Origin of the sequence: Streptomyces pinistramenti, from assembly GCF_020564935.1 — a bacterium.
In the GTDB taxonomy this organism is placed as follows: Bacteria; Actinomycetota; Actinomycetes; order Streptomycetales; family Streptomycetaceae; genus Streptomyces; species Streptomyces pinistramenti.
Genome location: NZ_JAJCXB010000020.1, coordinates 23154 through 45590, shown reverse-complemented (window position 1 = coordinate 45590; position 22437 = coordinate 23154). Strand labels below are relative to the sequence as shown.

The 22437-nt window shown below is 71.7% G+C and carries 18 protein-coding genes; 10 read left to right on the top strand and 8 right to left on the bottom strand.

The window, feature by feature from the left end; genetic code table 11:
* Positions 1-59 precede the first annotated feature (59 nt).
* On the bottom strand, positions 60-998 hold the full coding sequence (locus LIU39_RS16370) for an ornithine cyclodeaminase family protein (protein WP_227047445.1): 939 nt from the start codon (positions 996-998) through the stop codon (positions 60-62).
* Positions 999-1413: 415 nt separating this feature from the next.
* Between LIU39_RS16370 and LIU39_RS16365 the strand changes: the two genes are divergently transcribed.
* Complete coding sequence (locus tag LIU39_RS16365; protein WP_227047444.1) at positions 1414-1875, top strand: GNAT family N-acetyltransferase; 462 nt, start codon at positions 1414-1416, stop codon at positions 1873-1875.
* Positions 1876-2055: 180 nt separating this feature from the next.
* On the top strand, positions 2056-3177 hold the full coding sequence (locus LIU39_RS16360; RefSeq protein WP_227047443.1) for an NADH:flavin oxidoreductase: 1122 nt from the start codon (positions 2056-2058) through the stop codon (positions 3175-3177).
* A 12-nt stretch (positions 3178-3189) separates the two neighbouring features.
* On the opposite strand, the gene LIU39_RS16355 is transcribed toward LIU39_RS16360, so the two are convergent.
* Positions 3190-4851, bottom strand: coding sequence for an ABC-F family ATP-binding cassette domain-containing protein (locus LIU39_RS16355; RefSeq protein ID WP_227047442.1), 1662 nt, complete (start codon positions 4849-4851; stop codon positions 3190-3192).
* A 789-nt stretch (positions 4852-5640) separates the two neighbouring features.
* Between LIU39_RS16355 and LIU39_RS16350 the strand changes: the two genes are divergently transcribed.
* Positions 5641-7044, top strand: coding sequence for a DUF3616 domain-containing protein (locus LIU39_RS16350; protein WP_227047441.1), 1404 nt, complete (start codon positions 5641-5643; stop codon positions 7042-7044).
* A gap of 52 nt (positions 7045-7096) precedes the next feature.
* Here the strand turns inward: LIU39_RS16350 and LIU39_RS16345 are convergent, their stop codons facing one another.
* Positions 7097-7813: an SDR family oxidoreductase gene (locus LIU39_RS16345; protein WP_227047440.1), complete on the bottom strand. Its 717-nt coding sequence runs from the start codon at positions 7811-7813 to the stop codon at positions 7097-7099.
* A 227-nt stretch (positions 7814-8040) separates the two neighbouring features.
* On the opposite strand from LIU39_RS16345, the gene LIU39_RS16340 reads away from it, so the two are divergent.
* Positions 8041-8469 (top strand): hypothetical protein, encoded by a 429-nt coding sequence (locus tag LIU39_RS16340; protein WP_227047439.1) that lies wholly within the window; start codon positions 8041-8043, stop codon positions 8467-8469.
* A 137-nt stretch (positions 8470-8606) separates the two neighbouring features.
* A complete protein-coding gene (locus LIU39_RS16335) occupies positions 8607-9635 on the top strand; it encodes a S66 family peptidase (protein WP_227047438.1) in 1029 nt (342 codons plus the stop codon).
* A 4-nt stretch (positions 9636-9639) separates the two neighbouring features.
* On the opposite strand, the gene LIU39_RS16330 is transcribed toward LIU39_RS16335, so the two are convergent.
* Both LIU39_RS16330 and LIU39_RS16325 read right to left on the bottom strand, forming a co-directional pair.
* On the bottom strand, positions 9640-10602 hold the full coding sequence (locus LIU39_RS16330; protein WP_227047437.1) for an aminoglycoside phosphotransferase family protein: 963 nt from the start codon (positions 10600-10602) through the stop codon (positions 9640-9642).
* A gap of 52 nt (positions 10603-10654) precedes the next feature.
* Positions 10655-11422, bottom strand: coding sequence for an SDR family oxidoreductase (locus LIU39_RS16325; RefSeq protein ID WP_227047436.1), 768 nt, complete (start codon positions 11420-11422; stop codon positions 10655-10657).
* Positions 11423-11661: 239 nt separating this feature from the next.
* On the opposite strand from LIU39_RS16325, the gene LIU39_RS16320 reads away from it, so the two are divergent.
* Positions 11662-12855, top strand: a complete 1194-nt coding sequence (locus tag LIU39_RS16320; protein ID WP_227047518.1) for a cytochrome P450 — start codon at positions 11662-11664, stop codon at positions 12853-12855.
* A gap of 20 nt (positions 12856-12875) precedes the next feature.
* The gene (locus LIU39_RS16315) at positions 12876-13535 is read left to right on the top strand and encodes a TetR/AcrR family transcriptional regulator (RefSeq protein ID WP_372463936.1); all 660 of its coding nucleotides are present in this window, start codon (positions 12876-12878) and stop codon (positions 13533-13535) included.
* Positions 13536-13623: 88 nt separating this feature from the next.
* On the opposite strand, the gene LIU39_RS16310 is transcribed toward LIU39_RS16315, so the two are convergent.
* Positions 13624-14370 carry an AraC family transcriptional regulator gene (locus tag LIU39_RS16310; RefSeq protein ID WP_227047435.1) on the bottom strand — a complete coding sequence of 249 codons (747 nt, stop codon included), beginning with the start codon at positions 14368-14370 and terminating at the stop codon, positions 13624-13626.
* 53 nt (positions 14371-14423) lie between these two features.
* Here LIU39_RS16310 and LIU39_RS16305 point away from each other — a divergent pair, with 53 nt between their 5' ends.
* Positions 14424-15635: an MFS transporter gene (locus LIU39_RS16305; protein WP_227047434.1), complete on the top strand. Its 1212-nt coding sequence runs from the start codon at positions 14424-14426 to the stop codon at positions 15633-15635.
* A gap of 291 nt (positions 15636-15926) precedes the next feature.
* On the opposite strand, the gene LIU39_RS16300 is transcribed toward LIU39_RS16305, so the two are convergent.
* Both LIU39_RS16300 and LIU39_RS16295 read right to left on the bottom strand, forming a co-directional pair.
* The gene (locus tag LIU39_RS16300; protein WP_227047433.1) at positions 15927-18872 is read right to left on the bottom strand and encodes an FAD-binding and (Fe-S)-binding domain-containing protein; all 2946 of its coding nucleotides are present in this window, start codon (positions 18870-18872) and stop codon (positions 15927-15929) included.
* Complete coding sequence (locus tag LIU39_RS16295) at positions 18869-19993, bottom strand: pyridoxal-phosphate-dependent aminotransferase family protein (RefSeq protein WP_372463934.1); 1125 nt, start codon at positions 19991-19993, stop codon at positions 18869-18871. Before LIU39_RS16295 ends, LIU39_RS16300 begins: the two co-directional genes overlap by 4 nt.
* Positions 19994-20162: 169 nt before the next feature.
* Here LIU39_RS16295 and LIU39_RS16290 point away from each other — a divergent pair, with 169 nt between their 5' ends.
* Positions 20163-20951, top strand: coding sequence for an IclR family transcriptional regulator (locus LIU39_RS16290; protein ID WP_227047431.1), 789 nt, complete (start codon positions 20163-20165; stop codon positions 20949-20951).
* 203 nt (positions 20952-21154) lie between these two features.
* Positions 21155-22426 carry an SLC13 family permease gene (locus LIU39_RS16285; RefSeq protein WP_227047430.1) on the top strand — a complete coding sequence of 424 codons (1272 nt, stop codon included), beginning with the start codon at positions 21155-21157 and terminating at the stop codon, positions 22424-22426.
* The last annotated feature ends 11 nt before the right edge of the window (positions 22427-22437 follow it).

Here is a 22437-nt window from a genome sequence, read left to right as displayed (position 1 = left end):
GCTGCCGCCTGCCCGAAGGCCCCGGAGGAAACCGGGCCTTCGGGCAGGGGCGATGCCCGTCAGCCCGCTTCCTGCTCGGCCTCGTACGCGGCGCCGGCCACAGCGAGGTCCTCCCATGCCATGCCGACGCTCTTGAAGAACCGGGGGCGCGCCGGGTCCGCGGTCGCGCGCCCTGTGACCAGGTCGGCGAGCGGGATCAGGGCGTCCTGGTCGAGGCGGCCGCTCTCCAGGTCCGGGATGAGGTCGCCCGCCTCCCGGGCGGCGGCGGCACGGGACTCGACCACGAGGGTGGAGCCGCGGACGGTGGCGTCGTCGACCTCGCGTGCGTCGGGTTCATGGGAGCCGACCGCCATCACCGTCGCATGCGGCGCGAGCTGGGTGCCGTCGAACAGGGGCGTGCGGGCGGTGGTGCAGCAGGCGACGAGGTCGGCGGTCGCGACGGCGGACGGATCGCCGGGTTCGACGGTGATCCCGGTGTCCCGGCGGGCGGCTTCGGCGAACCGTTCGACCCGTTCGGGAGTGCGCCCCACGACGGTGACATGGGTGAGCGGGCGGACCGCGCGCAGCGCGTCGAGGTGTCCGCGCGCCTGCGGGCCGGCGCCGAAGACGACCAGGCGGCTCGCGTCGGGGGCGGCGAGATGGTCAGCGGCCAGGGCGGAAACGGCGGCGGTCCGTACGGTGGTCAGCGCGATGCCGTCGAGCAGCGCCAACGGAGCGAGCGTGGCCGCGTCGAACAGCAGGTACTGGCCCTGGACGCGGGGGAGTCCGGCGGCCGGATTGTCCGGCGCGACGGTGGCGACCTTGACTCCCGCGTACCGGTGCTGGTGGGCCGGCATCAGGAGCAGCTGGCCGTGTTCGACGGGCACGATGGTGCGGGGCGGGTCCGCCGCGGGATCCGTTCCCTCGCGCAGGGCGGTGCGCAACGCGTCGATGGCCACGGCCATCGGCAGGGCGCGCAGGACATCGGTCTCACTGAGGATCCGGGGAGCTGTCGTCATGCGAAACCTCCGGGTTGGGGAGCGGGTCGGGATGGATGGACGAGTCGGCGAGCAGGCGGGTGGACCGGGTCACGATCACCGTATACGCGGGGTATTCGCCGCTGCTCCGGGCCGCACACAATCCGGCCTTTCTCCCGGCCCGACCGCCCTGGGCTCGGGGAATGAACAGGGCCGAGAGGGAACTCCTCGCGCTTGAGGTGGATGCGATTCACGGCCTCGAAGAGGGGGCGGCCGGCGCCCCGGCGACCGTCAGGGATCCGTCCGTCCGGGCCGTGTTCGCCTGGTCGCCCCGCGCGCGGCTGCTCGCTCTGGGGGCGGATGCCGAGGGCCTGGGGTGCGTCGATGAAGGGAGCAGGAGTACGTGCCGGGTGAGCCGCCGCGCGTGTTGTCCCAACTTGCCGCGAATGCGGCGGACTTGGGGAAGGGAGCCGTTTCCGTCGAAGGCGGGCCCAGCTTCCTCTTTCCCGAGCGGCTCGCTCCCCGGGCGCCGGCCCCGCTGCCCGTCATCGCCTCGGACGGGGCCGGGCGGCTCGCGGCACGGGACCTGGTCCGGCCGGACAACTGGCAGCCGGGGGAGTGGGCGGAGCTGATCTCGGGGGCGGTGGGGGAGTGGGCGATGGCCGTGCACGACCACACCCCCGTGTCGATCTGTTTCTCGCCGGCCTCGAACGCGCTCGCGGCGGAGGCCGGTACCTGGACCCGCGCGGACTTCCGCGGCCGTGGCCTCGCCCCGGCGGTCGCCGCCGCCTGGTGGCAGCGCGAACGCCGCAACAAACAGCTCCTCTTCTACAGCACCACCGCCGCCAACCACGCCTCGCAGTCGGTGGCCCGCGCCTTGGGGCTCGTCCCGCTGGGCTGGATCTGGACGGTGCGTTGAACGACGGGTCCGCCGGGCACCGGCGCCCCGCACCGGCCCGCGCCGGACCGCGACTGTGGCGCAGAAGACAGCGGAAGGCGGATGACGCCGCCGCCCGTCCCGCGTTGCGCACAGTGATACGTCGAACGCCCATGTGAGGCGGCGTTCTGTGCCCACGTTCCGATACGAGGAGACCCACACGTGAACACCAGCGAATCCGCCGCACGGACGGCCCGGGTACTGTCCCGTCCCTTCAGCCTGGGCGGGCTCACCGTGCCGAACCGGATCGCCATGGCGCCGATGACCCGTGAGTTCTCGCCGGGCGGCGTCCCGGGCGCCGATGTCGCGGACTACTACGCGCGCCGCGCCGCAGGCGGCGTCGGCCTGATCATCACCGAGGGCACGTACGTCGATCACCCGGCCGCCGGAACCAGTGGCGCCGTCCCCCGCTTCCACGGCGACGACGCGCTGACCGGCTGGGGACGCGTCGTGACGGAGGTGCACGCGGCGGGCGGGACGATCATGCCGCAGCTGTGGCACGTCGGCATGGCCCGCACGGCAGGCGCGCCGCCGTTCCCCGACGCCCCGCCCTCCGGCCCGTCCGGGCTCGCCATCGACGGCACCCCCGCGGGGCACACCATGACGCGCGGCGACCTCGACGACGTCATAGCGGCGTTCGCCCGCGCGGCAGCCGACGCCGAACGCCTCGGCTTCGACGGAATCGAGCTGCACGGCGCGCACGGCTACCTGATCGACCAGTTCCTCTGGTCGCGCACCAACCGGCGCACCGACGCATACGGCGGCAGCCTCACCGCCCGTACCCGCTTCGCCGCCCACATCGTGGCGGCCTGCCGGGCAGCGGTAACGCCGGACTTCCCGATCCTGTTCCGGATGTCCCAGTGGAAGATGAACAACTACCAGGCCCGCCTCGCCGAGACACCGGAAGAGCTGGATGCCCTCGTGGCGCCGCTGGCCGAAGCGGGGGTCAGCGCCTTCCACTGCTCGACCCGCCGCTACTGGCTGCCGGAGTTCGACGGCGCGGACCTCAACCTCGCCGGCTGGGTCAAGAAGCTGTCCGGCAGGCCGACGGTCACCGTCGGATCGGTCGGCCTCGACAAGGAGTTCATCGGCGGGCCGGGCATGGAGCGGGGCGGCGTCGTCGGCATCGACCGGTTGCTGGACCGGATGGAGCGTGACGAGTTCGACCTCGTCGCCGTCGGACGGGCCCTGCTCGGCGACCCCCGGTGGGCCGCCAAGATCCTCGAAGGCCGCACCGGCGAACTCCTGCCGTTCGACCCCGCGATGCTGCGCACGCTGAGCTGACCCGGCCGCCGGTCAGCCCGCTTCCGGCGCCGCCGGCAGCTCACGGACCTCCTCCTCCGTCGTCTCCCGCAGCTCGTCGCCCAGCAGCAGCCAGCGGGTGATGCCGACGGACGAGAGGAACGGCAGGTCGTGGCCGGCGATCAGCAGGGCGCCCTCGTAGGAGCCGAGGGCGCCCGCCAACTGCCGCACGCCGGAGGCATCGAGGCTGTTGGTCGGCTCGTCCAGGATCAGGAGCTGCGGGGCGGGCGCGGCCAGCATCACGGCCGCGAGCGTGGCGCGGAAGCGTTCGCCGCCCGAGAGGGTGCCCACCGGCTGTTCCGCCCGCGCGCCCTTGAACAGGAAGCGCGCGAGCTGGGACCTGATGTGGTTGTCGGTGAGGCCGGGGGCCAGCCGCGCCACGTTCGCCGCGACGCTCAACTCCTCGTCCAGGAAGTCCAGTCGCTGCGGCAGGAATCGCAGCGGCACGAACGTCTCGGCCCGGCCCGACCGCGGCGCCAGCTCTCCGGTGAGGGTGCGCAGCAGGGTGGTCTTGCCCGCGCCGTTGCGGCCGACGAGGGCGATCCGCTCGGGCCCGTGCACGTGCAGGTCGCCCTGGACCAGCGAGCCGAACGCGGGACGCAGCGCCTCCAGGCGCAGGACGGTGCGGCCCGCGGGCACGGCGGTGTGCGCCAGGCTCACCCGGATCTCGGCGTCCTGCCGGATCGCTCCGGCGGCCTCGTCGCGCCGCTCGCGTGCCTCGCCGAGCCGGTCCTGCTGGAGGCCACGGAGCTTGTCGGCGGATTCCTGCGCGGAGCGCTTCTTCTCGCCCGCGACGATCCTCGGGGCCCGCCGCTGGGCGTCCATCTTCTTGCTGTGCCGCCGGCGGCGGGCCAGCTTCACCCGGGTCTCCTCCAGCTCGCGCTGCTGCCTGCGCACGTCCGCGTCGGCCGCCCGCAGCGTCCGCCCGGCCGCCTCCTGCTCGGTGGCCAGGGCCTCTTCGTAGGCAGACCAGCCGCCTCCGTACCACCGCACGGACCCGGAACGCAGGTCGGCGATCCGGTCCACCCGCTCCAGGAGTTCCCGGTCGTGGCTGACCACGACCAGGACGCCGGAGCGCCAGGAGTCGACGGCTTCGTAGAGACGGCGGCGCGCGAACAGGTCGAGGTTGTTGGTCGGTTCGTCCAGCAGCAGGATGTCGGGACGTTCGAGTAGGAGCGCGGCCAGCCGCAGCAGCACGGTCTCCCCGCCGGACAACTGGCCGACGGTACGGTCCAGTTCGATGCCGCCGAGGCCGAGCGAGCCCAGCGTCGCCAGCGCGCGTTCCGCCACGTCCCAGTCGTCGCCGACCGTCTCGAAGTGCCGCTCGTGCACGTCGCCGGCCTCGATGGCGCGCAGCGCGGCGCGCCGCTCGGCGATGCCGAGGGCCGTATCGACGCAGAGCTCCGTGTCGAGGGTGAGGTTCTGCGGCAGGTAGGCGAGGCTGCCGCTGACGGTCACCGACCCCTGGGCGGGGCGCAGGCGGCCGGCCAGGAGCCGCAGCAGGGTGGACTTTCCGGTGCCGTTGGTGCCGATGAGCCCGGTGCGGCCCCGGCCGATACCGAGGGAAAGACCGTCGAAGACGGTGGTGCCGTCCGGCCACCGGAACGTCAGGTCGGAGCAGGTGAGGGAAGCGCTGGGGGTGACGGGTGTCGCCATGGAGATTCTCGCAGTCGTGAGCGCGGTGGGCGGGGGCTTCGCAGGCGAACACCACGCGGCGACCAGGCCAGGAGGAAGAAGGTGCCAGGGTCCGGCAGGATGAGGGACGGCTCGGGCACCGAGGTCGCATCCACGCAGGTCACGGACGGCATGGGAAGCCGCTGCGGCGTGACGGGCGTACGGCGAAAGCCGTACGGCGCGGTGATCGCGAACCTCAGATGCGCAACGTCCACCTCAATCGGAGACAACAGGACCGCGCACCACGCTAACGCTCCGGACGGCACGGGGCAAAGGAATTGGCGAGCGGTCCGCGGGCCCCAGGAGACCGCCCGGGACCGGCGGGTTCCGAGTACGTCCCGCGTGCCGTCGGGCGTGGAGCCCAGGTACGGCGGCGCCAGGGGAAGCCGACCCGCTCGAAATGCCGCAGCAGCGCGTGCACCCCCGGGCTGCTGCGGGCCCGCTCCACCGTGTTGCCCCGCCGCGCCGGCCGGGGGAACCGTCCGCCTGCCATCACCTCGTCCACGAGGGCACTGCGGTCGGCGACCGGGGGCCGCCGGCACGGCCGCCGGGGGCCGCGGCGTGTCCAACTCCTGCTTACCGACAGCAAGTTCATCCGGCGGATCGCCACATCCATGCCTCCCGGCCGTGGCGGTACCGGGCCGCCGCTCCGTATGGTGTGCCGGGGCCGCCCACCGCTGTTCACCCGTCGTACACCCGGGTGTGCAGACGCTGTTGGTGGCGGCCCTGGAAGTTGTTGCGCGACACCGGAGCCGTCGAAGGGCACAACTCGTGCGCAAGCGTCTTTCCCCCTCCACCCGCCGGATACCGCTGGTCGCCGGCGCGGCCCTCGCCCTCGGCGCGCTCGGCGTCGGCGGTCCCGCACTCGCCGCAGCCGCCGACCCGCCGGACATCTCGCTGTCGGCCGGCTACCTCTCCGGCGCCGTGGGCGCCACGGGCGACCCCTCCGTCACCGTCACCGTGTCCCAGAGCGGCGGCGACGCATCGGACCTCACCGTCACGGCGGAATCCAGCTCCGAGCCGTCGGTCGCCGGCACCGGCGACGTCACCGTCAGCGGGAGCGGCGCCAAGCGCACGCTCACGGTCGCCGCACGGGGCGTCGGCTACACCGACCTCAAGCTCAAGGTCACCGGCCGCGGCGGCGCATCCGCCACCAAGACGCTGCACTACGCGGCGTCCGCGGACGTCCAACACGCCGCGGACACCCGCTACTTCACGGGGTCGAGCGACGCCTCTGCCGCCGTGGACGCCGGGGACGGCTACGTCATCGTCGCCGATGACGAGTCCAACGTGCTGCGCCTCTACGACCGCCGCGCCTCGGGCGGCCCGGTCAAGACCTGGGACTTCAGCTCGAAGCTCGGCGTCTCCAAGGAGATCGACATCGAGGCCGCGGCCAGGGTCGGCAACACCGTCTACTGGACCGGCTCGATGGGCAACAACAAGAAGGGCACCTACCACCCCGACCGCGGCACGCTCTTCACCACCAAGATCAGCGGATCCGGCGCCGGCACCAGCCTCTCGCTCGGCGGCTCGTACAAGAAGCTGCGCGAGGACCTCGTCGCCTGGGACCAGGACCACGACGACAAGTACGGCTTCGCGGACGGTACCGCCGACGGTCAGGTACCCAAGCAGATCGACGGGTTCAACGTGGAGGGGCTGGAGTTCGCACCGGGCTCCACCACCACCGCCTACGTCGGCTTCCGTGCCCCGCTGGTACCGCCGAAGAAGGGCGGCAAGGCGCTGCTGGTGCCCGTCACCAACATCGACAAGGTCATCGGTGGCGCGCACGCCACCTTCGGAAAGGCCATCGAACTGGACCTCGGCGGCCTCAGCATCCGCGACATCCGCAAGAACGCCGCCGATCAGTACCTGATCGTGGCCGGTTCCTGGGCCGCCGACGACAACAGCGACCCCTACACCCTCTACTCGTGGGACGGCGTCGCCGGGCACGCCCCCGTCAAGGTGCAGTCCCTGCCGACGGACGACGCGGGCGGCTGGGAAGCCGTGGTGGACGTGCCCGACCTCACCACCCCGGGAGCCCGCGCCCAGCTCATCACCGACGACGGCTCCGCCGACCTCTACGGCGACGGGACCGAGGCCAAGGACCTCCCCCACGACGAGTGGAAGAAGTCCCGCGCCACCTGGTTCACCGTCACCCCCAAGGCCCGGCACTGACCCTCGCAAGGAGGAGGCACGGGCCCGGACACCCGGGCCCGGCGCCCCGCCCTCACCACGGCACGGTGGTCCCGTCCCACGAGAGGAACGCGCCGTTGGGCCCGTCATCCGGCAGCAGGGCCAGACGCACCGCGCCCGCCGCGGCCTGAGCCGGATCCCCTTCGCTGGCGGCGGCGCGCGCGTTGAGGCCGGTCTTCCGCAGTCCTGGCGCCAGCGCGTTCACCTTGAAGCCGTCCTCGGCGAGTGCCTGGGCGTAGCACACCGTCAGCGCGTTCAGCGCCGTCTTCGACGACCGGTAAGCGGCCCCACCACCCGTGGAGAACAGCGCATCCGGCCCCGTGCTCCACGCCAACGACCCGGTCCCGCTGGAGATGTTCACGATCCGGGGACGCGCGGACCGGCGCAGCGCCGGCAGGAACGCGTTGGTCACCGCGAGGACCCCGAACAGGTTCGTCTCGTAGGTACGACGGAACGCGTCGACGCCGGACTCGGCCGCCGTGGCGCTGTCGGCCATGATCCCGGCGTTGTTGACGAGCACGTCCAGGTCACCGACCTGCTGCGCGGCGCCTTCGATACCGGCCTGATCCGTGACGTCGAGCAGCAGCAGCCGGGCGCCGCCCCCGATCTCGTCGACCGCCCGCCGCCCCCGCTCCGCGTCGCGCGAACCGACGTACACGGTGAGCCCGGCGGCCACGAGCTGCCGGGCGATTTCCTTGCCGATGCCTTTGTTGGCGCCGGTGACCAGTGCCGTGGCGGAAGAATCGTCCATGACACCGACGATCCCCCGTACGGCCCGGCGGATCCAGGTGCAGCTGCCACCCGGCACCCGTAGAGCCCAACGGGCGGACGGCCCCGGGCGCGGCGGCGGCACGGCAGGGACCGGCCGCCGGCCGTAGCGCCAACTGCATCAAGAGACCCCGCGCAGCCCGCCCCGGTCTGGTGAAGCCGGCTTCGTCAGCCACCGTCCGGGCCACCGCGCACGGAAGAATCCGCGCCATGACCACACCAGCCAAAGCGCAGGATCCCCTCACCGCCGGTGTCGCCGCCCGCAGCGGTACGCCGCTCACCTACGAGCAGGCAGCGGCCCGCCTCCGCAAGGGCGGCGACGCCTACTGGAGGATGCTGGACCGCGGCCACCACGGCGTACTCGAAGCCCTGGAGGCGCTGCGCGGGCGGGCTGCCCGGCCGGCCGAGCGGGCGCACCTCGACGAGGCCCTGCGCGACGTCCACCGCCACGACGTCCCCGAGTGGATCATCCGGCCGGTCAACGCCTACTGGGCCGAGCGCTACCAGGCGGAATGCGACGCGGCCGAGGACGCCCCCGACGGCGGCGCCCTGCGCGCCGGCGTCTACCACGCCGTCTCCTCCGTCCACGAGTACCTCTGGCCCGGCTGCCAGGACGAATACCTGGCCTGCATGCGCTGAGAGCCGGCGTCCGAACCCCGGCCGGGCGAGCGGGGTTCGGACACCGGCTCCGACTTCCCCCGCGGCGGCCGGTGTTGCCCAAGGCCCCGGGCACAACTCGATGTCCCGTCACCGACGCCCGTGCCAGAATCCGGCGCATGACCATCCGCTACCCGCGCCCCCTGCGCCCCGGTGACCGCATAGGCATCACGTCTCCCTCCAGCGGAGTCGCGAAGGAGCTGGACGCGCGCCTCAACGTGGCGATCCGCGCCGTGCAGGCCCGGGGGTACGAGGTGGTCGTCGGCCGCTGCATGGACGGCGCCGGGCATGTCAGCGCCCCGGCGTCCGACCGGGCGGCCGAGCTGATGTCGATGCTGACGGACCCGCACATCAGGGCCGTGGTGCCGCCGTGGGGAGGTGAGACGGCGATCGATCTGCTGCCGCTGCTGGACTGGGAGCGGCTGCGTGCGGCGGAGCCGACCTGGCTCGTCGGCTACTCCGACATGTGCTCCGTCATCACGCCGCTGACACTCCTCGCCGGAATGGCGACCGTGCACGGAAACAACCTCATGGACACCCCGTACCAGGTGCCCGACGGCCTGGTGTCCTGGCTCGACATCGCTGCTGCGCCACCGGGACACCGCTTCACGCAGACCCCGCCGGGCCGCCACCGCTCCTCGGGCTGGGACGACTACCGCACCCACCCCGAGGCGTCCACGTACACGCTCGACACCTCCGGCGGGTGGACCAGGCTGGACGCCGACGGTGCCGTGGACGTTGAGGGACGCCTGATCGGCGGCTGCATCGAGGTGCTGTGCAACCTCGCGGGAACGCCCTACCTCGACGTCTCGTCCTTCGCGCGGGACGAGGCTCCGGGCGGGCTGCTCGTATACCTCGAAGCGTCCGACGACGACGCCTTCACCATCTGCCGGAACCTGCACGGGATGCGGCTGGCCGGGGTCTTCGACCGGGCGAACGCGGTACTCGTCGGCCGCACTTCCGCCCCCGACACGGACTCGCTCACCCAGCACGAAGCCGTCATCGACGCACTCGGCCCCCTGAACCTGCCCGTCATCGCCGACGTCGAGTGCGGCCACGTCCCGCCCTACCTGCCCCTCGTCAACGGAGCGCGCGCCCGGCTCGTCCACACCTCGACCCGTAGCGAACTCACCCAGACACTGAGCTGACGCCTCAGGGCGTCTGCCGTCGGGTCCGGACGCGCTCCGTGAGCACCTCCGCCAGGTCGTCCACGAATACGGTGAGCCGGTCCAGGCGCGAACCGCCGCGGGTGATGCGGAAACCGTGGCGGCGTCCCCAGAACGCGGCCTGGACGACATGGAGCTGAGCCCAGCGCCGGGCGCGTTCGCGATCGAGTTCCGCGGCTTCGGCGAAGACGTCCAGGGTGCGGTGGGCGGCCTTGCGCAGGTCGTCCGCTTCGATGAGTGTCAGGGCGCGCGACTTGAGCAGCGTGCCGCTGTCGTAAGCAGGGTCTCCCGCGTACCCCTTGGGGTCGACGGCCAGCCACGGCTCCCGGTCGGCGCGCAGGATGTTTCTGGCGTGGAGATCGCCGTGGATGAGGGTGTCGGGCTGGATGGTGGCCAGTTCGCGGACGGTCGCCACGGCAGCGTCCACCACGTAGGGCGACAGGGCGTGCGTCAGCTCGTCGGCATCCTTGCGGAGCTGCTTCTCCCAGGCGGCGGCCTGCTGCCGTAGGCGGGGCAGGCCGGGCGGTGCGGGGACGGCCAGCCGGCGACTGAGCCGCCCCGCGATCGTCACCGCCTCATCGCCGTCCTCGGATTCCGCCAGGGTCGACGTTCGGGCCCGCTCCAGCAGCATCGCGAAACGCTCGTCGTCGCGTGCGTGCAGCAGCACGGCCCCGCGTCCGCCCCAAACCGCAAAGGCGTCCGGCTCGTGGACGTTGCCCGGATGCGGAAAGGACACCTTCAGCGCAGCGGTTCCCTCGGCCCGCCGCACCACCGGGACGACGACCCCGACACCCCCATGCATGACCTCGCCGTCCGGAATGCACCCCCAGCGCTCCAGCAACTCCTCCACGATTCCCGGCAGTTCGGCGAGCCACGCCGCGCCGGGCTCTCCTTCGCGCTCGATGGTGCTCCGCGAGAACGTCTCCGGGATCTCGGTCGTCCAGGCCATCCGGGCACCCTACGCGCCGATCCGGCGCCGTTGTCACCCACGGGCAGGACATTCAGCGCAGGGTGTAGCCGCCGTCCGGATACAGGGTCGCGCCGGTGGTGAATCCGTTGGTGAAGAGGAACAACACGGTCTGGGCGATCTCGTCCTCCGTCCCGAGCCGGCGGAGCAGGGTGTCCCTGCGGTACTGCGCGAACGCCGCCTCCCGGTCCTCATCCGGCCGGTGCGCCCACAGGTTTCCGTCGATGGTGCCGGGCGAGACGACGTTGACCCGGACCGGCGCCAGCTCCACGGCCAGGCCCCGGCCCAGACCCTCGATCGCGGCGTTGCAGGCCGCGTAGGCGGGCGCGGCGGCCGGCGGGCGGGCCCCTGCGGCGCCGGACATCAGGACGACGGAGCCGTCCTGCGTCAGCTTGGGCGCGGCGTATTTGACCGCGTGGTACTGGCCCCAGAACTTGGAGACGAAGGGGCTTTCGGCGTCTTCGTCGCTCAACTCCCGCAGGGGGCCCACGCGGTAGGAGGCCGCGGAGGTGAACAGGTGGTCGATGCTGTCGAGTTCCGCGAAGAACGCGGCGAGCGAGGAGCGGTCCGTGGTGTCCACGGTCCGCCAGGTGGCACGGTCGCCCAACTCCTGTGCCGCTGCGGCGAGGCGTTCGCGGGTGCGTCCGCCGAGGACGACGCGGGCGCCGGCCGCGATCACCTGATGGGCGACGCGGAGACCGATGCCCGAGCCGCCGCCGATCAGGACGACTGTGCGCCCGTGGAGAGTCCCCGCTCCGGGGGGACCGGCGGGAGCTTGGGCGGGGGAGAGCGGTTCATTCATGGCGGATGGCTCCGTGGTGTGCTGAGTCTCGTGGGCGGTCGGCCACACATCCCAGCGCGCCGGATGATCACGGTATTCCCCTTCCCCGTAGGCGGGTTGGGCCGTGCCGGTCCGTCCTCGGAGCATCACCCAACTCCTCATTCAATCGGTTGACTTAATCGTGAGTGCGGGGTTTTACTGCTTGCACGAACCCTTGAGTCGGGAGGCCGCTGGTGACCGATGTCCAGGACGCCGAGTCCATGAGCTACCCGATCGCCGCTCCGGCCGTGCTGGAGCCGCCGCGGCAGTGGGCGGATCTCCGGCGTACGTGCCCGGTTGCGCCGGTGACGTTGCCGAGTGGCGATCAGGCGGTGCTGCTGACCCGCTACGAGGATGTGAGGGCGGCGCTCTCCGACCCGCGTCTGAGCCGTGAGGGAGTGGCCTTGCCCGACGCCGCCCGGGTGGCGGCCGGTGATTCGGAGGGCATATTCAGCAGCCCGATGGCGAAGGCGCTCAACGCCGAGGGGCACGGGCGGTGGCGGCGCATGGTCGGCAAGTGGTTCACGGCGAAGCGGATGACGGCGCTGCGGCCCGGCATGGAGGCCATGGCCGATCAGCTCGTCGACGAAATGCTGAAGCACGGAAAGTCGGCGGACCTGGTGACGCAACTGGCCTTCCCGCTCCCGGTGTTCGTGATCTGCCGGATGCTTGGCGTGCCGGAGAGTGACCGGGACAGGTTCAAGCGCTGGTCGGACACCTTCTTGAACATGACCCGGTACACGCGGGACGAGACGGACGCGGCACATCAGGAGTTCGCGGAGTACATGTCCGGCCTGATAGCGGGCAAGCGCGCACAGCCGGGAGACGACCTCCTCAGCCTTCTCCTGGGCGGCGCGGACGCCGACGGCGAGCCGATGTCCGAGGCCGGGCTCGTGGCCACCGGGCAGGCGCTGCTGCTCGCCGGGCACGAGACCACCGCGGGCTTCATCGCCATGATGGTGGCCCACCTGCTGTCCGACCGCAGGCGCTGGGAACGGCTGCTGGCCGATCCGGCGCTGATCCGCCCGGCCGTGGAAGAGGCGCTCCGGTTTGACCCGAACGGCAGCGGTTTCGGCATGCTCCGCTACGTGCACGAGGACACGGAGCTTTCCGGCGGCACGGTGTCCCGCGGCACCACCGTGGTGTGCAGCATGGCCGCGGCCAACCGCGACGAGCGCGCGTGGGACGCGGCGGACGACATGGACGTGAGCCGTAGCCCCAATCCGCACCTCACCTTCGGCTCCGGCCCGCACGCGTGCCTGGGGCAGCCGCTGGCCCGCACGGAGTTGCAGGCGGCTCTCACCGTGCTGCTGCGCAGGCTGCCCACCCTCGATCTCGGCGTTGCCGCCCAGGATCTGCGGCGCCATGAGGGGCTGCTGACCGCCCCGCTGCGTGAACTGCCGGTGACGTGGTGAGCGGCGTGCGAGGCGGAGCCGTGCGTGCCGACCGTGCCGCCGGGACGCGCGAGGTGATCATGACGTCCGCGGAAAGGCTCTTCGCCGAGCACGGCCTGTCCGCCGTGTCGAGCCGTCAGATCGGCGAAGCGGCGGGCCAGGGCAATGTCACGGCCGTCAGCTACCACTTCGGTGCCAAGGCCGGTCTGGTGCGCGCCATCATGACCAAGCACGGCGAGGAGATCGAACAGATCAGGCAGCAGCACCTGGCGGACGTCGGCGACAGCCACGACATCCGGGACTGGGTCGGCTGCCTGGTGCGTCCCGTACCGGAGCATCTGGGCTCGCTCGGCAGCCCTTCCTGGCACGCCCGCTTCGCCGTCCAGGTCATGACCGACCCCATGATGCGCGCCCTCGTCACGGACGAGGCCCTGACCAGGAAGCATCTGCGGCAGACCCTCGACGGACTCGGCCGCTGCCTCGACGCGCTGCCCGCCCGGATACGTGCCGAACGCGGGGACATGGCCCGCCACTTGATCACCCATACCTGCGCGGAACGGGAGCGTGCCCTGGCCGAGGGCACCGCCCCGCTGCACTCCTCGTGGGAGCACACCGCCGACGCCCTGACCGACGCGATCGTCGGCCTGCTCACCGCACCTGTCACCTCCTCCCGCCACACCCTGGACCGGACCGGCCCATGAGGATCACCGCTGACGAATGAGCCGCCGGACCCACGGCAGCCGCCGCCGCAGCGCCCACCGCCGTCTGCGGCGTCGCCGAACCGGCCGTTCAGGGACGGTGGTTGTGCGTGCCGGGGGTGTAGCCGAAAGCGCGGTGGAAGACGTCGATGAAGGCGCTGGCGGAGGACCAGCCGCAGCGATGGGCGATGCCGGTCACCGGTACGCCGTCGGCCAGCAGGCGCAGCGCGTGGTAGAGGCGCAGCTGCGTGCGCCACTGCGGGAAGGTCATGCCCAGCTCCCGCCGGAAAAGGCGGCTGAGGGTCCGTTCGCCGGCGCCGGTGGCGGCGCCCAGCGACGCCAGGGTTCGCGGGTCGGCGGGGTTGCGGTGCAGGAGATCGCAGACCGCGGCCAGCCGGGGGTCGGCCGGGGCGGGCAGCCGGAAGGGCTGCTGCGGCGAGGCGCGCAGCTGGTCGAGGAGGACGGCGCGCAGCCGCCGCCGCTCGGGGGTGTCGCTGAGGGGGCTGCGGGTGTAGCTGAGGATGAGTTCGCGCAGCAGGGGACTGACGGCCAGGACGGTGGGGACGTGCAGGCCGAGGGGGTTGATGCGGGCGGGCAGGCCGACGAGATGCAGGTCGAGGTGGCCGTGAGCGCGGTGGGCGTGGACGCAGCCGGCGGGTACCCAGATGGCGCGGGTGCCGGGGGCGAACCAGGTGCCGGCGGCGGTGGTGACGGCCAGGACACCGGAGCCGGCATAGACGATCTGGTGCTCGTCGTGCCGGTGCGCGTCGATGCTCTCGCCCGGAGCGAGCACCTTGGCGCGGGTGGGCGCCTCGCGGGTGTGGCGGATATCCGGCATGCTTTGGCACTTTATCGGAAGCGCGCCACACCGTGCAGGGCGACGATGGTCATGTGCCCATCGACCAGACCTCCCGCACCGGCCGCCCGATCACGCTGCTGTCCCTGGGACACGCCTGCGTGGACATCTACCAAGGCGCAGTGGCCGCGTTGGTGCCGTTCTTCGTCTCCGAACGGGCCTACACCTACGCCGCCGCCTCCGGCATCGTCCTGGCCGCATCCCTGCTGTCCTCAGTGGTCCAGCCACTGTTCGGGGCGCTCACCGACAAGTGGGCCATGCCCTGGCTGTTGCCGGCCGGCACCCTGGCATCCGGAACCGGCGTCGCACTCGCCGGCCTCACCGGCTCGTACGCCCTGACCCTGGCGCTCGTCGCGGTGTCCGGAATCGGCATCGCCGCCTACCACCCGGAAGCCGCCCGCGTGGCACGGGGCGCCAGCCGCGGCAGCCACACCGCGATGGGCTGGTTCTCCCTCGGCGGCAACCTCGGCTTCGCCGCCGCCCCGCTGATGGTCTCCGCCGTCATCGCCACCGGCGGGCTGCACGCCTCCCCGCTGCTGATCGTCCCCGCCCTCGCCGGCACGGCACTGTGCCTGGCCGCGCTGCCCCGCATCACAGCACCTCCCGCCGCGGCATCGGCCGCCCAACCCGGCCACCGCGCCGCCCGGGACGACTGGGCCTCCTTCGTGAAACTGTCCGGCGCCATCATGTGCCGCTCGATCGTCTTCGTCGGCCTGAGCGCGTTCATCTCCCTGTATGTACGCCAACGCACCGGGGGAGGGGACGCCGCCGGCGCCGTCGCGCTCTTCGTCCTCTACCTGGGCGGCGCGGTCGGCACCGTGGCCGGCGGCCGCCTCGCCACCCGCTTCGGCCGCCTCCCCGTCATCCGGTGGTCCTACGCGCTGACCGTCCCCGCAGTGGCCGGCCTCGTCCTCGTTCCAGGACCGATGCTGTATCCCCTGGTCGCCCTCACCTCGGCCGGTCTGTACGTGCCCTTCTCGCTGCACGTCACCCTCGGCCAGGACTACCTGCCCCGCCGCATGGGCACCGCCAGCGGCGTCACCCTGGGCCTGACGGTCAGCATCGGCGGCCTCGCCAGCCCCCTCATCGGCGCCCTCGCAGACGCCACCTCCCTGCACACCGCCCTCGCACCACTGATCGTCATGCCCGCCGTCGGCTGGCTCCTCCTGCGCCGCCTGAACGAACCCGGCCTCCCCGAATCAGCCCCCCACCAGCCGACGTCCTGCCCTACAGGACACCGGTCGTGATGCCGCCGCCGTCCTCACACGTGCCACGCTCCTGCTGATGGCCACCGCCACCGGGCTGTCCGTGGCCGGGAACTACTTCGCTCAGCCGCTGCTCGACACCATGGCCCAGCGGTTCGGGACGAGTTCCGGCACCGCAGCGTTGGTGGTGACGGTATGTCAGGCCGGGTGCGTGTGCGGGCTGGTGCTGTGCGTCCCTCTGGGCGACCCGGTGGAACGTCGGCCGGCCGTGACGCGCTCGGGGAACACCTGGGGCGCCGCAGAGCAGCGGGGTGAGAGCTGCTTGATTGCGTTTCACCGGCGGCCGTCGCCGGGTGCCAGCGCGGCGTGCACCAGTTGCACGGGGTGCCAGGCTTCGCGCTGGGTGCCGTGGAGGATCTGCTGACGGCAGGAGACTCCGGTCGCCACCACCACGGTCTGCGGCGGTTCGGCGTCGACCGCGGGGAAGAGACGGTCCTGGCCGACGGTCATGGAGACGTCGTAGTGCTCGGACTCGAAGCCGAAGGAACCCGCCATGCCGCAGCATCCGGCATCCACCTCCTCGACCAGGGCGTGGGGGATGCGGCGGAGCAGGGCGACGGTCGCGGCGGTGCCGACCTCCGCCTTCTGGTGGCAGTGCCCGTGGTACAGCAGCCTGCGGCCGGCCGGCCAGGAGTCCTCCCGCAGGCGCAGGCGGCCGTCGTCGATCGCCTCGACGAGCAGCTCCTCGACCTGGCGGACCCGGCCCGCGACGTCCTCGACCATCGGATCGCCGGGCAGCAGCGCCCGGTACTCGTCCCGCAGCGTCATCAGACAGGACGGCTCGCAGCCCACGATGGGCGAGCCCGGCTCCGTCTCCCCTGCGAGCAGGCGGACGAGCGTGGATGCCTTCGCCTTCGCGTCGTCGACCAGGCCCTTGGACAGGCTCGAACGGCCGCAGCAGCCACGGCTCTCCAGCCGCACCCGCCAGCCCGCGCGCTCCAGCAGCTCGATCGCCGCACGGCCGATGTCCGGCTCGGTGTAGCTGGTGAAGGAGTCCGCGAGGAAGGTGACGGTGCCCTGGGCGGCAGGCCCTGCCGAGGCGGTGCGGCGGCGGAACCACCGCACCAGGCTGCGCCGTTGGAAGACCGGCAGCGGCCGCTCCCGCGTGATGCCCGGCCACCGTTCCAGCAGCCTGCGCAGGAGCGGGATGCGTCCGGGCAGGTTGGACAGCGGCGCGGTCCCGGAGCCCAGCCGGTTCAGCAGCCGGATCGCGCCGAAGAGCCGTGAGCGCAGCGGAGTGCCGTGCAGGTCGTGGTGGTGCGAGAGGGCCTCGCTCTTGAGTGTCGCCATGTCCACGCCGAGCGGGCACTCGCTCTTGCACGCCTTGCACATCAGACACAGGTCGAGGATCTCGTGCAGCCGCGCATCGCCCAGCGCTTGCCGCGGATCCGGCTCCGAGAGCGCCTTGACCAGCGCGCCCGCACGGCCGCGGGTGGAGTCCTCCTCCTTGCGCGTGGCCATGTACGACGGGCACATGGCGCCGCTGCCGCTCTTGCGGCACACCCCGATGTTCATGCAGCGGTCCGCGGCGCCGCGCATCCCGCCGATGACCTCGAACGAGAGCCGGGTACGCAGCGGACCGGCGGCCGGCAGCGCCGCGTCGCGCAGGTTCTCCGTCATCGACGGGGCATCCACGATCTTCCCGGGATTCATCCGGTTCTCCGGATCGAAGACGCGCTTGACCTGCCGCATCGCCTCGTAGAGCCCGTCACCGAAGATCTCCCGGTTGAACTCGCTGCGCGCCAGACCGTCGCCGTGCTCGCTGGAGTTGACGCCGCCGTACTCCCTGACGAGGTCCTTGACCTCTTCCGCCACCGCCCGCATCGTCCGTTCCTGCGCCGGGTCGGCGAGGTCGATGAAGGGCCGCACGTGCAGACAGCCGACCGAGCAGTGTCCGTAGAAGCCGGCGGTCAGCCCGTGCCGGTCCAGCACCCGCTTGAACCGCCGGGTGTAGTCGGCGAGATGGACGGGGTCGACCGCGGTGTCCTCGACGAAGGCCAGCGGCCGACGGGTGCCCTCGCTCGCCGCCATCAGCAGACCCAGACCGGCCTTGCGGACCTTCAGCAGCGCCGACTGCTGGGCGGGCGTGACCGCCTGGAGCGTGTGGTAGCCGTGCCCGTGGCGGGCCCACAGCGCGGTGAGCCGTTCCAGCCTGCCGAGCAGTTCCGGCTCGTCGTCCCCGGTGAAGCTGACGAACAGCAGGGCGTCGGGGTCGCCTTCCAGGATGGCGCCCAGCGCGGCGTATTCGATCCGCTGCCGTGACAGGTCCAGGATCGTGCGGTCCATCAGCTCCACCGCGGCCGGCTCGCAGCTCAGCGCGGACTCGGTGGCCTCGATGGCGGCCTGCGTCGAGGTGAAGTGCCCGACGGCTATCACCGTGCGGGACGGTGTGGGGACGAGATCGACCAGGGCGCGGGTGGCGACGACGAGTGTGCCCTCGGAGCCGACGACGAACTTCGCGAGGTCGAACGGGACGTCCTCGCGGGCGAGCCGGTCCAGCCGGTAGCCGCAGGCACGCCGCCAGAACGGCGGGAAGCCGTCCGCGATGGCCCCGGCGTTCTCGCGCACGATCCGTGGCAGGTGCCGGTAGAGACTGCCCTCCAGGGTCGCCTCCCCGGCCCGGCGCGCCCGTTCGTCCTCGTCGACCGGGGCCAGGCGGGCCTCGCTCGCGTCGGAGAGCACCACGTCGAGTGCGCGGACGTGATCGATGGTCATGCCGTAGCGCAGGGAGCCGCTGCCGGCCGAGTTGTTGCCGATCATCCCGCCGAGGGTGGCGCGGTTGCTGGTGGAGGTGTCGGGGCCGAACATCAGGCCCAACGGCGCGGCCTCCCGGTTGAGTTGGTCCTGGACCACACCGGCCTCGACCAGCGCCGTGCGGGCGCCCGCGTCGATCTCCAGGACCCGGTTCATGTGACGGGACAGGTCCAGCACCAGCCCCGGCCCCACGGTCTGGCCCGCCAGGCTCGTCCCGGCGCCGCGGGGCACCAGCGGAACCCCGTGTTCGGCGGCCGCCGCCACCGCCGCCCTGACGTCCCCGGCGTGCCGGGGGAAGACCACACCGGCCGGCCTGATCGCGTACATGCTGGCGTCCCGTGAGAACAGGTGCCGGGTGTAGTCGTCGAACCCGACCTCGCCGTCGAGGTCCCGGCGCAGCCGGTGTGCCAGATCCTGCCTCGCGGCGCCGCCCGTCGCGGGGGCGTCGTCGCCGATCGCGGTCATACGCGCCCGCCTTCCCCGGCGGGCCGGGCCGGTTCATCGGAGAGCAGGTCCAGCGCGGCCTGGAGTCCGCCCTCGTCGACGGGAGCCCCGGCGAGCCGCAGGCCCATCTGCACTCCGGCGAGCGTGCCCGCCAGGGTGAGGTCGTTGAAGTGGCCGAGGTGCCCGATGCGGAAGACGCGGCCGCTGAGCCTGCCGAGCCCCGCGCCGAGCGACATGTCGAACCGCTCCCGTACGACCTCCCTGACCTTGTCCGCGTCGTGTTCCGGCGGCATGAGCACGGCCGTGAGCGCCCCGGAGTGCTCGCGTGCGTCCGCGCACAGCACCTCAAGTCCCCAGCCGTGGATGGCCGCACGGGTGGCGCGGGCGTGCCGGGCGTGCCGGGCGAAGACCTGGGGCAGCCCCTCGGCTTCGAGCAGTTCCAGCGCCGTCTTCAAGCCGTAGAGCAGGTTGGTGGCCGGGGTGTACGGGAAGAATCCGCGCCGGTTGGCTTCGATGACGGGGTGCCAGTCCCAGAAGGATCTGGGCAGGGCCGCCGTGCGGGAGGCCGCGACGGCCTTCTCGCTGACGGCGTTGAAGCTCAGCCCCGGGGGCAGCATCAGGCCCTTCTGCGACCCGGCCACCGTGACGTCGACCCCCCACTCGTCGTGCCGGTAATCGATCGAGCCGAGCGAGGAGATGGTGTCGACGCACAGCAGTGCGGGGTGTCGCGCGGTGTCGATGGCCGCTCTGATCTCGGGGATCCTGCTGGTCACTCCGGTCGATGTCTCGTTGTGGACGACGCACACGGCCTTGACGGAGTGCGAGGTGTCCGCCGCCAGCCGCCGTGCGAGGAGTGCGGGATCCACGCCGTGGCGCCAGTCTCCCGGCACGAAGTCGACGTCCAGGCCGAGCCCTGTGGCCATCTTCTGCCACAGCGTGGCGAAGTGGCCGGTCTCGAAGCACAGCACACGGTCACCCGGGCTCAGGGTGTTGACGAGAGCCGCCTCCCAGGCGCCGGTGCCGGAGGCGGGATAGATCACTACGGGGCCCGCCGTTCCGAACACCGGCTTCAGCGCGTCCAGCAGATGCAGCGTCAGCTCGGCGAACTCCGGTCCCCGGTGGTCGATGGTGGGCGCCGCCATCGCCCGAAGTACCTGGTCGGGCACGTTCGTTGGGCCGGGAATCTGCAGAAAGTGACGGCCGGTGTGAAGGGTCATGCGAGCCACCCCCTAATCTGTGCCGTATCACGGCACGCTGTGTCGTACGATGGCACGCCGGAGCATAGGGAGCACCTGCCGAAGGAGTCAATGGATGCAGAACGTTCTCAACGCGCTGCGCGTACTGGACGAGGTCGCTGCCCGGCAGCCGGTCGGCGTGGCCGAACTTGCCCGCACCCTGGGGATTCCCAAGAGCACCGTCCAGCGCGCCCTGCTCACGCTGCAGACCGCGGGCTGGCTCCGCCCGGCCGACGGCGGCGGCGCCACCCGCTGGATCCTGACCACCAAACCGCTGCTCATGGGCCGTCACGGCAGCGGCGAACTGGGCCTGCGCGACGTGGCAGTGCCGGTGATGGAGGAGCTGCGGCGGCAGAGCGACGAGACCGTCCACCTGGCCGTGCCGGAAGGCGGCAAGGTGGTGCTGATCGAGCGGCTGGAGACGTCGCAGCCGGTGCGCATCATCCTGCCGCTGGGCAAGGACCTCCCGCTGCACGCCTCGGCGAACGGCAAGGCCGTGCTGGCCGCGAGCGCCCCCGACGTCATCGAGCGCCATCTCGCCGAAGAACTCCCGCAGTTCACGGGGACGACCATCACCGACCTCGGTCGGCTGCGCGCCGAACTGGCGGCCGTCCGGGAGCGTGGATACGCGACGAACGACGGGGAGTGGCGCACGGATGTCTCCGCGGTCGCCGCGGCCGTTGTCGTCGGCCCGGGAGGGCCGGTCGCCAGCATCAGTGTCAATGTGCCGACCAGCCGCGTGACCAGCGATTCCCGCGCGGCCCACGGCGAGATGGTGCGCGAGGCGGCGGCGAAGGTCGGCGCCGCACTGGGGAGTTCACGCGGCCGTCCCTCTCGTGACGCCCCGCCGCGGCAGACCCCTTGACATCGCGTGACGGCGGTCTCAATACTTCCCCTTGCGAAATCCGTACTTCACATTACGGAAGTGTTCGATGCCCGCCGGGCGTAGCAGTACGGCGGTGAGGCGGGCGCAGTCATTCCCTGCTGCCCAGCCGGCGGCGATTCCCACCGCGGCCCGCCGCTCCAGCCGTTCCGCACATGACCATCGACCGTAGGCGGGGAAGCCTCGTGTCAGATCACGTCATATCCATCATCGTGCTGGTACTGGTATTTGTCGTCGCCACCGCGTTCTCCGTCCACATGGGAGCACTCGCCCTCGTGGCCGCTTTCGTGGTGGGAACGGCAATTGCCGGGAAGTCGACCGACGGCATCTTCTCGGGATTTCCCGGAGATCTCTTCGTCGTCCTCGTCGGCGTGACCTTTCTGTTCGCCATCGCCAGGAACAACGGCACCGTGGACTGGCTCGTCCACAGATGCATGAGAGCCGTGGGAGGCAGAACCGCGCTCATACCCTGGGCGATGTTCCTGGTCACAGCCCTCCTGGCCGGAGTGGGCGCGGTCGTTCCCGCAGCCGTCGGCATCATCGCCCCGATCGGCATGGGCGTCGCCAGGCGGTACGGGATCAGTCCGCTCCTCATGGGCATATTCATCGCCAACGGAGGCAGCGCGGGAGGCTTTTCCCCCATCGGCGTATTCGGCACCATCACCAACGACATCGTCATCCGCAATCACATTCCCGGCAGCCCCACACTTCTTTTCCTCTACTCCCTCATCTTCAACATCCTCCTGAACCTCGCGGCCTTCGCCCTGTTCGGCGGGCGGCAGTTACTGGGACGCAGGGGCGAGGTCCCGGCACCGGCTGATGCAGGCGGTACCCAGGCCGCCGCCACGGAAGTGCCCCCGAAACTCGACGCGAACCGCGCCCTCACTCTCATCGGCCTGCTCGCACTCGTCTGCGGCGCGCTCTTCTTCGACCTCGACGTCGGCCTGATGGCGCTCAGCGTGGCCGTGGTGCTGTCCCTCGTCTCACCCCAATACGCCAAGAACGCCGCCGAGATGTGCGCCTGGAGCACCGTCCTGCTCGTCTGCGGCATCGTCACCTACGTCAACCTGATGGAACGCATCGGCACCATCGACTACCTCGGCGACAGAGTGGCCTCCATCCACGCCCCGCTGCCGGCCGCGCTGCTCATCTGCTTCATCGGCGCCATCGTCGCCGCCTTCGCCTCCACCACCGGCATCCTCGGCGCCCTGATCCCGCTGGCCGTCCCCTTCCTCCTGAGCGGCCAGGTCGCCGCGGTCCCCCTCGTCGCGGCACTGGCGATCTGCGCCTCGGTCGTCGACGCCTCCCCCTTCTCGACCAGCGGCGCCCTGGTGACCGCGAACGCATCCGACGACGAAAGAAACCTGGTCTTCCGCCGCCTGATGGTGTGGGGCTTCAGCTTGGTGGCCGTCGTGCCTCTTGTGACGTGGGGGGTTCTTGTCGCGCCTGGTTGGTAGACGGCGGAGGT

What these genes read in the sequence shown, in the direction of transcription:
- LIU39_RS16370 (WP_227047445.1), bottom strand. Translation starts at nt 998, where the DNA reads ATGACGACAGCTCCCCGGATCCTCAGTGAGACCGATGTCCTGCGCGCC.
- LIU39_RS16355 (WP_227047442.1), bottom strand. Translation starts at nt 4,851, where the DNA reads ATGGCGACACCCGTCACCCCCAGCGCTTCCCTCACCTGCTCCGACCTG.
- LIU39_RS16345 (WP_227047440.1), bottom strand. Translation starts at nt 7,813, where the DNA reads ATGGACGATTCTTCCGCCACGGCACTGGTCACCGGCGCCAACAAAGGC.
- LIU39_RS16340 (WP_227047439.1), top strand. Translation starts at nt 8,041, where the DNA reads ATGACCACACCAGCCAAAGCGCAGGATCCCCTCACCGCCGGTGTCGCC.
- LIU39_RS16335 (WP_227047438.1), top strand. Translation starts at nt 8,607, where the DNA reads ATGACCATCCGCTACCCGCGCCCCCTGCGCCCCGGTGACCGCATAGGC.
- LIU39_RS16330 (WP_227047437.1), bottom strand. Translation starts at nt 10,602, where the DNA reads ATGGCCTGGACGACCGAGATCCCGGAGACGTTCTCGCGGAGCACCATC.
- LIU39_RS16325 (WP_227047436.1), bottom strand. Translation starts at nt 11,422, where the DNA reads ATGAATGAACCGCTCTCCCCCGCCCAAGCTCCCGCCGGTCCCCCCGGA.
- LIU39_RS16320 (WP_227047518.1), top strand. Translation starts at nt 11,662, where the DNA reads ATGAGCTACCCGATCGCCGCTCCGGCCGTGCTGGAGCCGCCGCGGCAG.
- LIU39_RS16310 (WP_227047435.1), bottom strand. Translation starts at nt 14,370, where the DNA reads ATGCCGGATATCCGCCACACCCGCGAGGCGCCCACCCGCGCCAAGGTG.
- LIU39_RS16300 (WP_227047433.1), bottom strand. Translation starts at nt 18,872, where the DNA reads ATGACCGCGATCGGCGACGACGCCCCCGCGACGGGCGGCGCCGCGAGG.
- LIU39_RS16295 (WP_372463934.1), bottom strand. Translation starts at nt 19,993, where the DNA reads ATGGCGGCGCCCACCATCGACCACCGGGGACCGGAGTTCGCCGAGCTG.
- LIU39_RS16290 (WP_227047431.1), top strand. Translation starts at nt 20,163, where the DNA reads ATGCAGAACGTTCTCAACGCGCTGCGCGTACTGGACGAGGTCGCTGCC.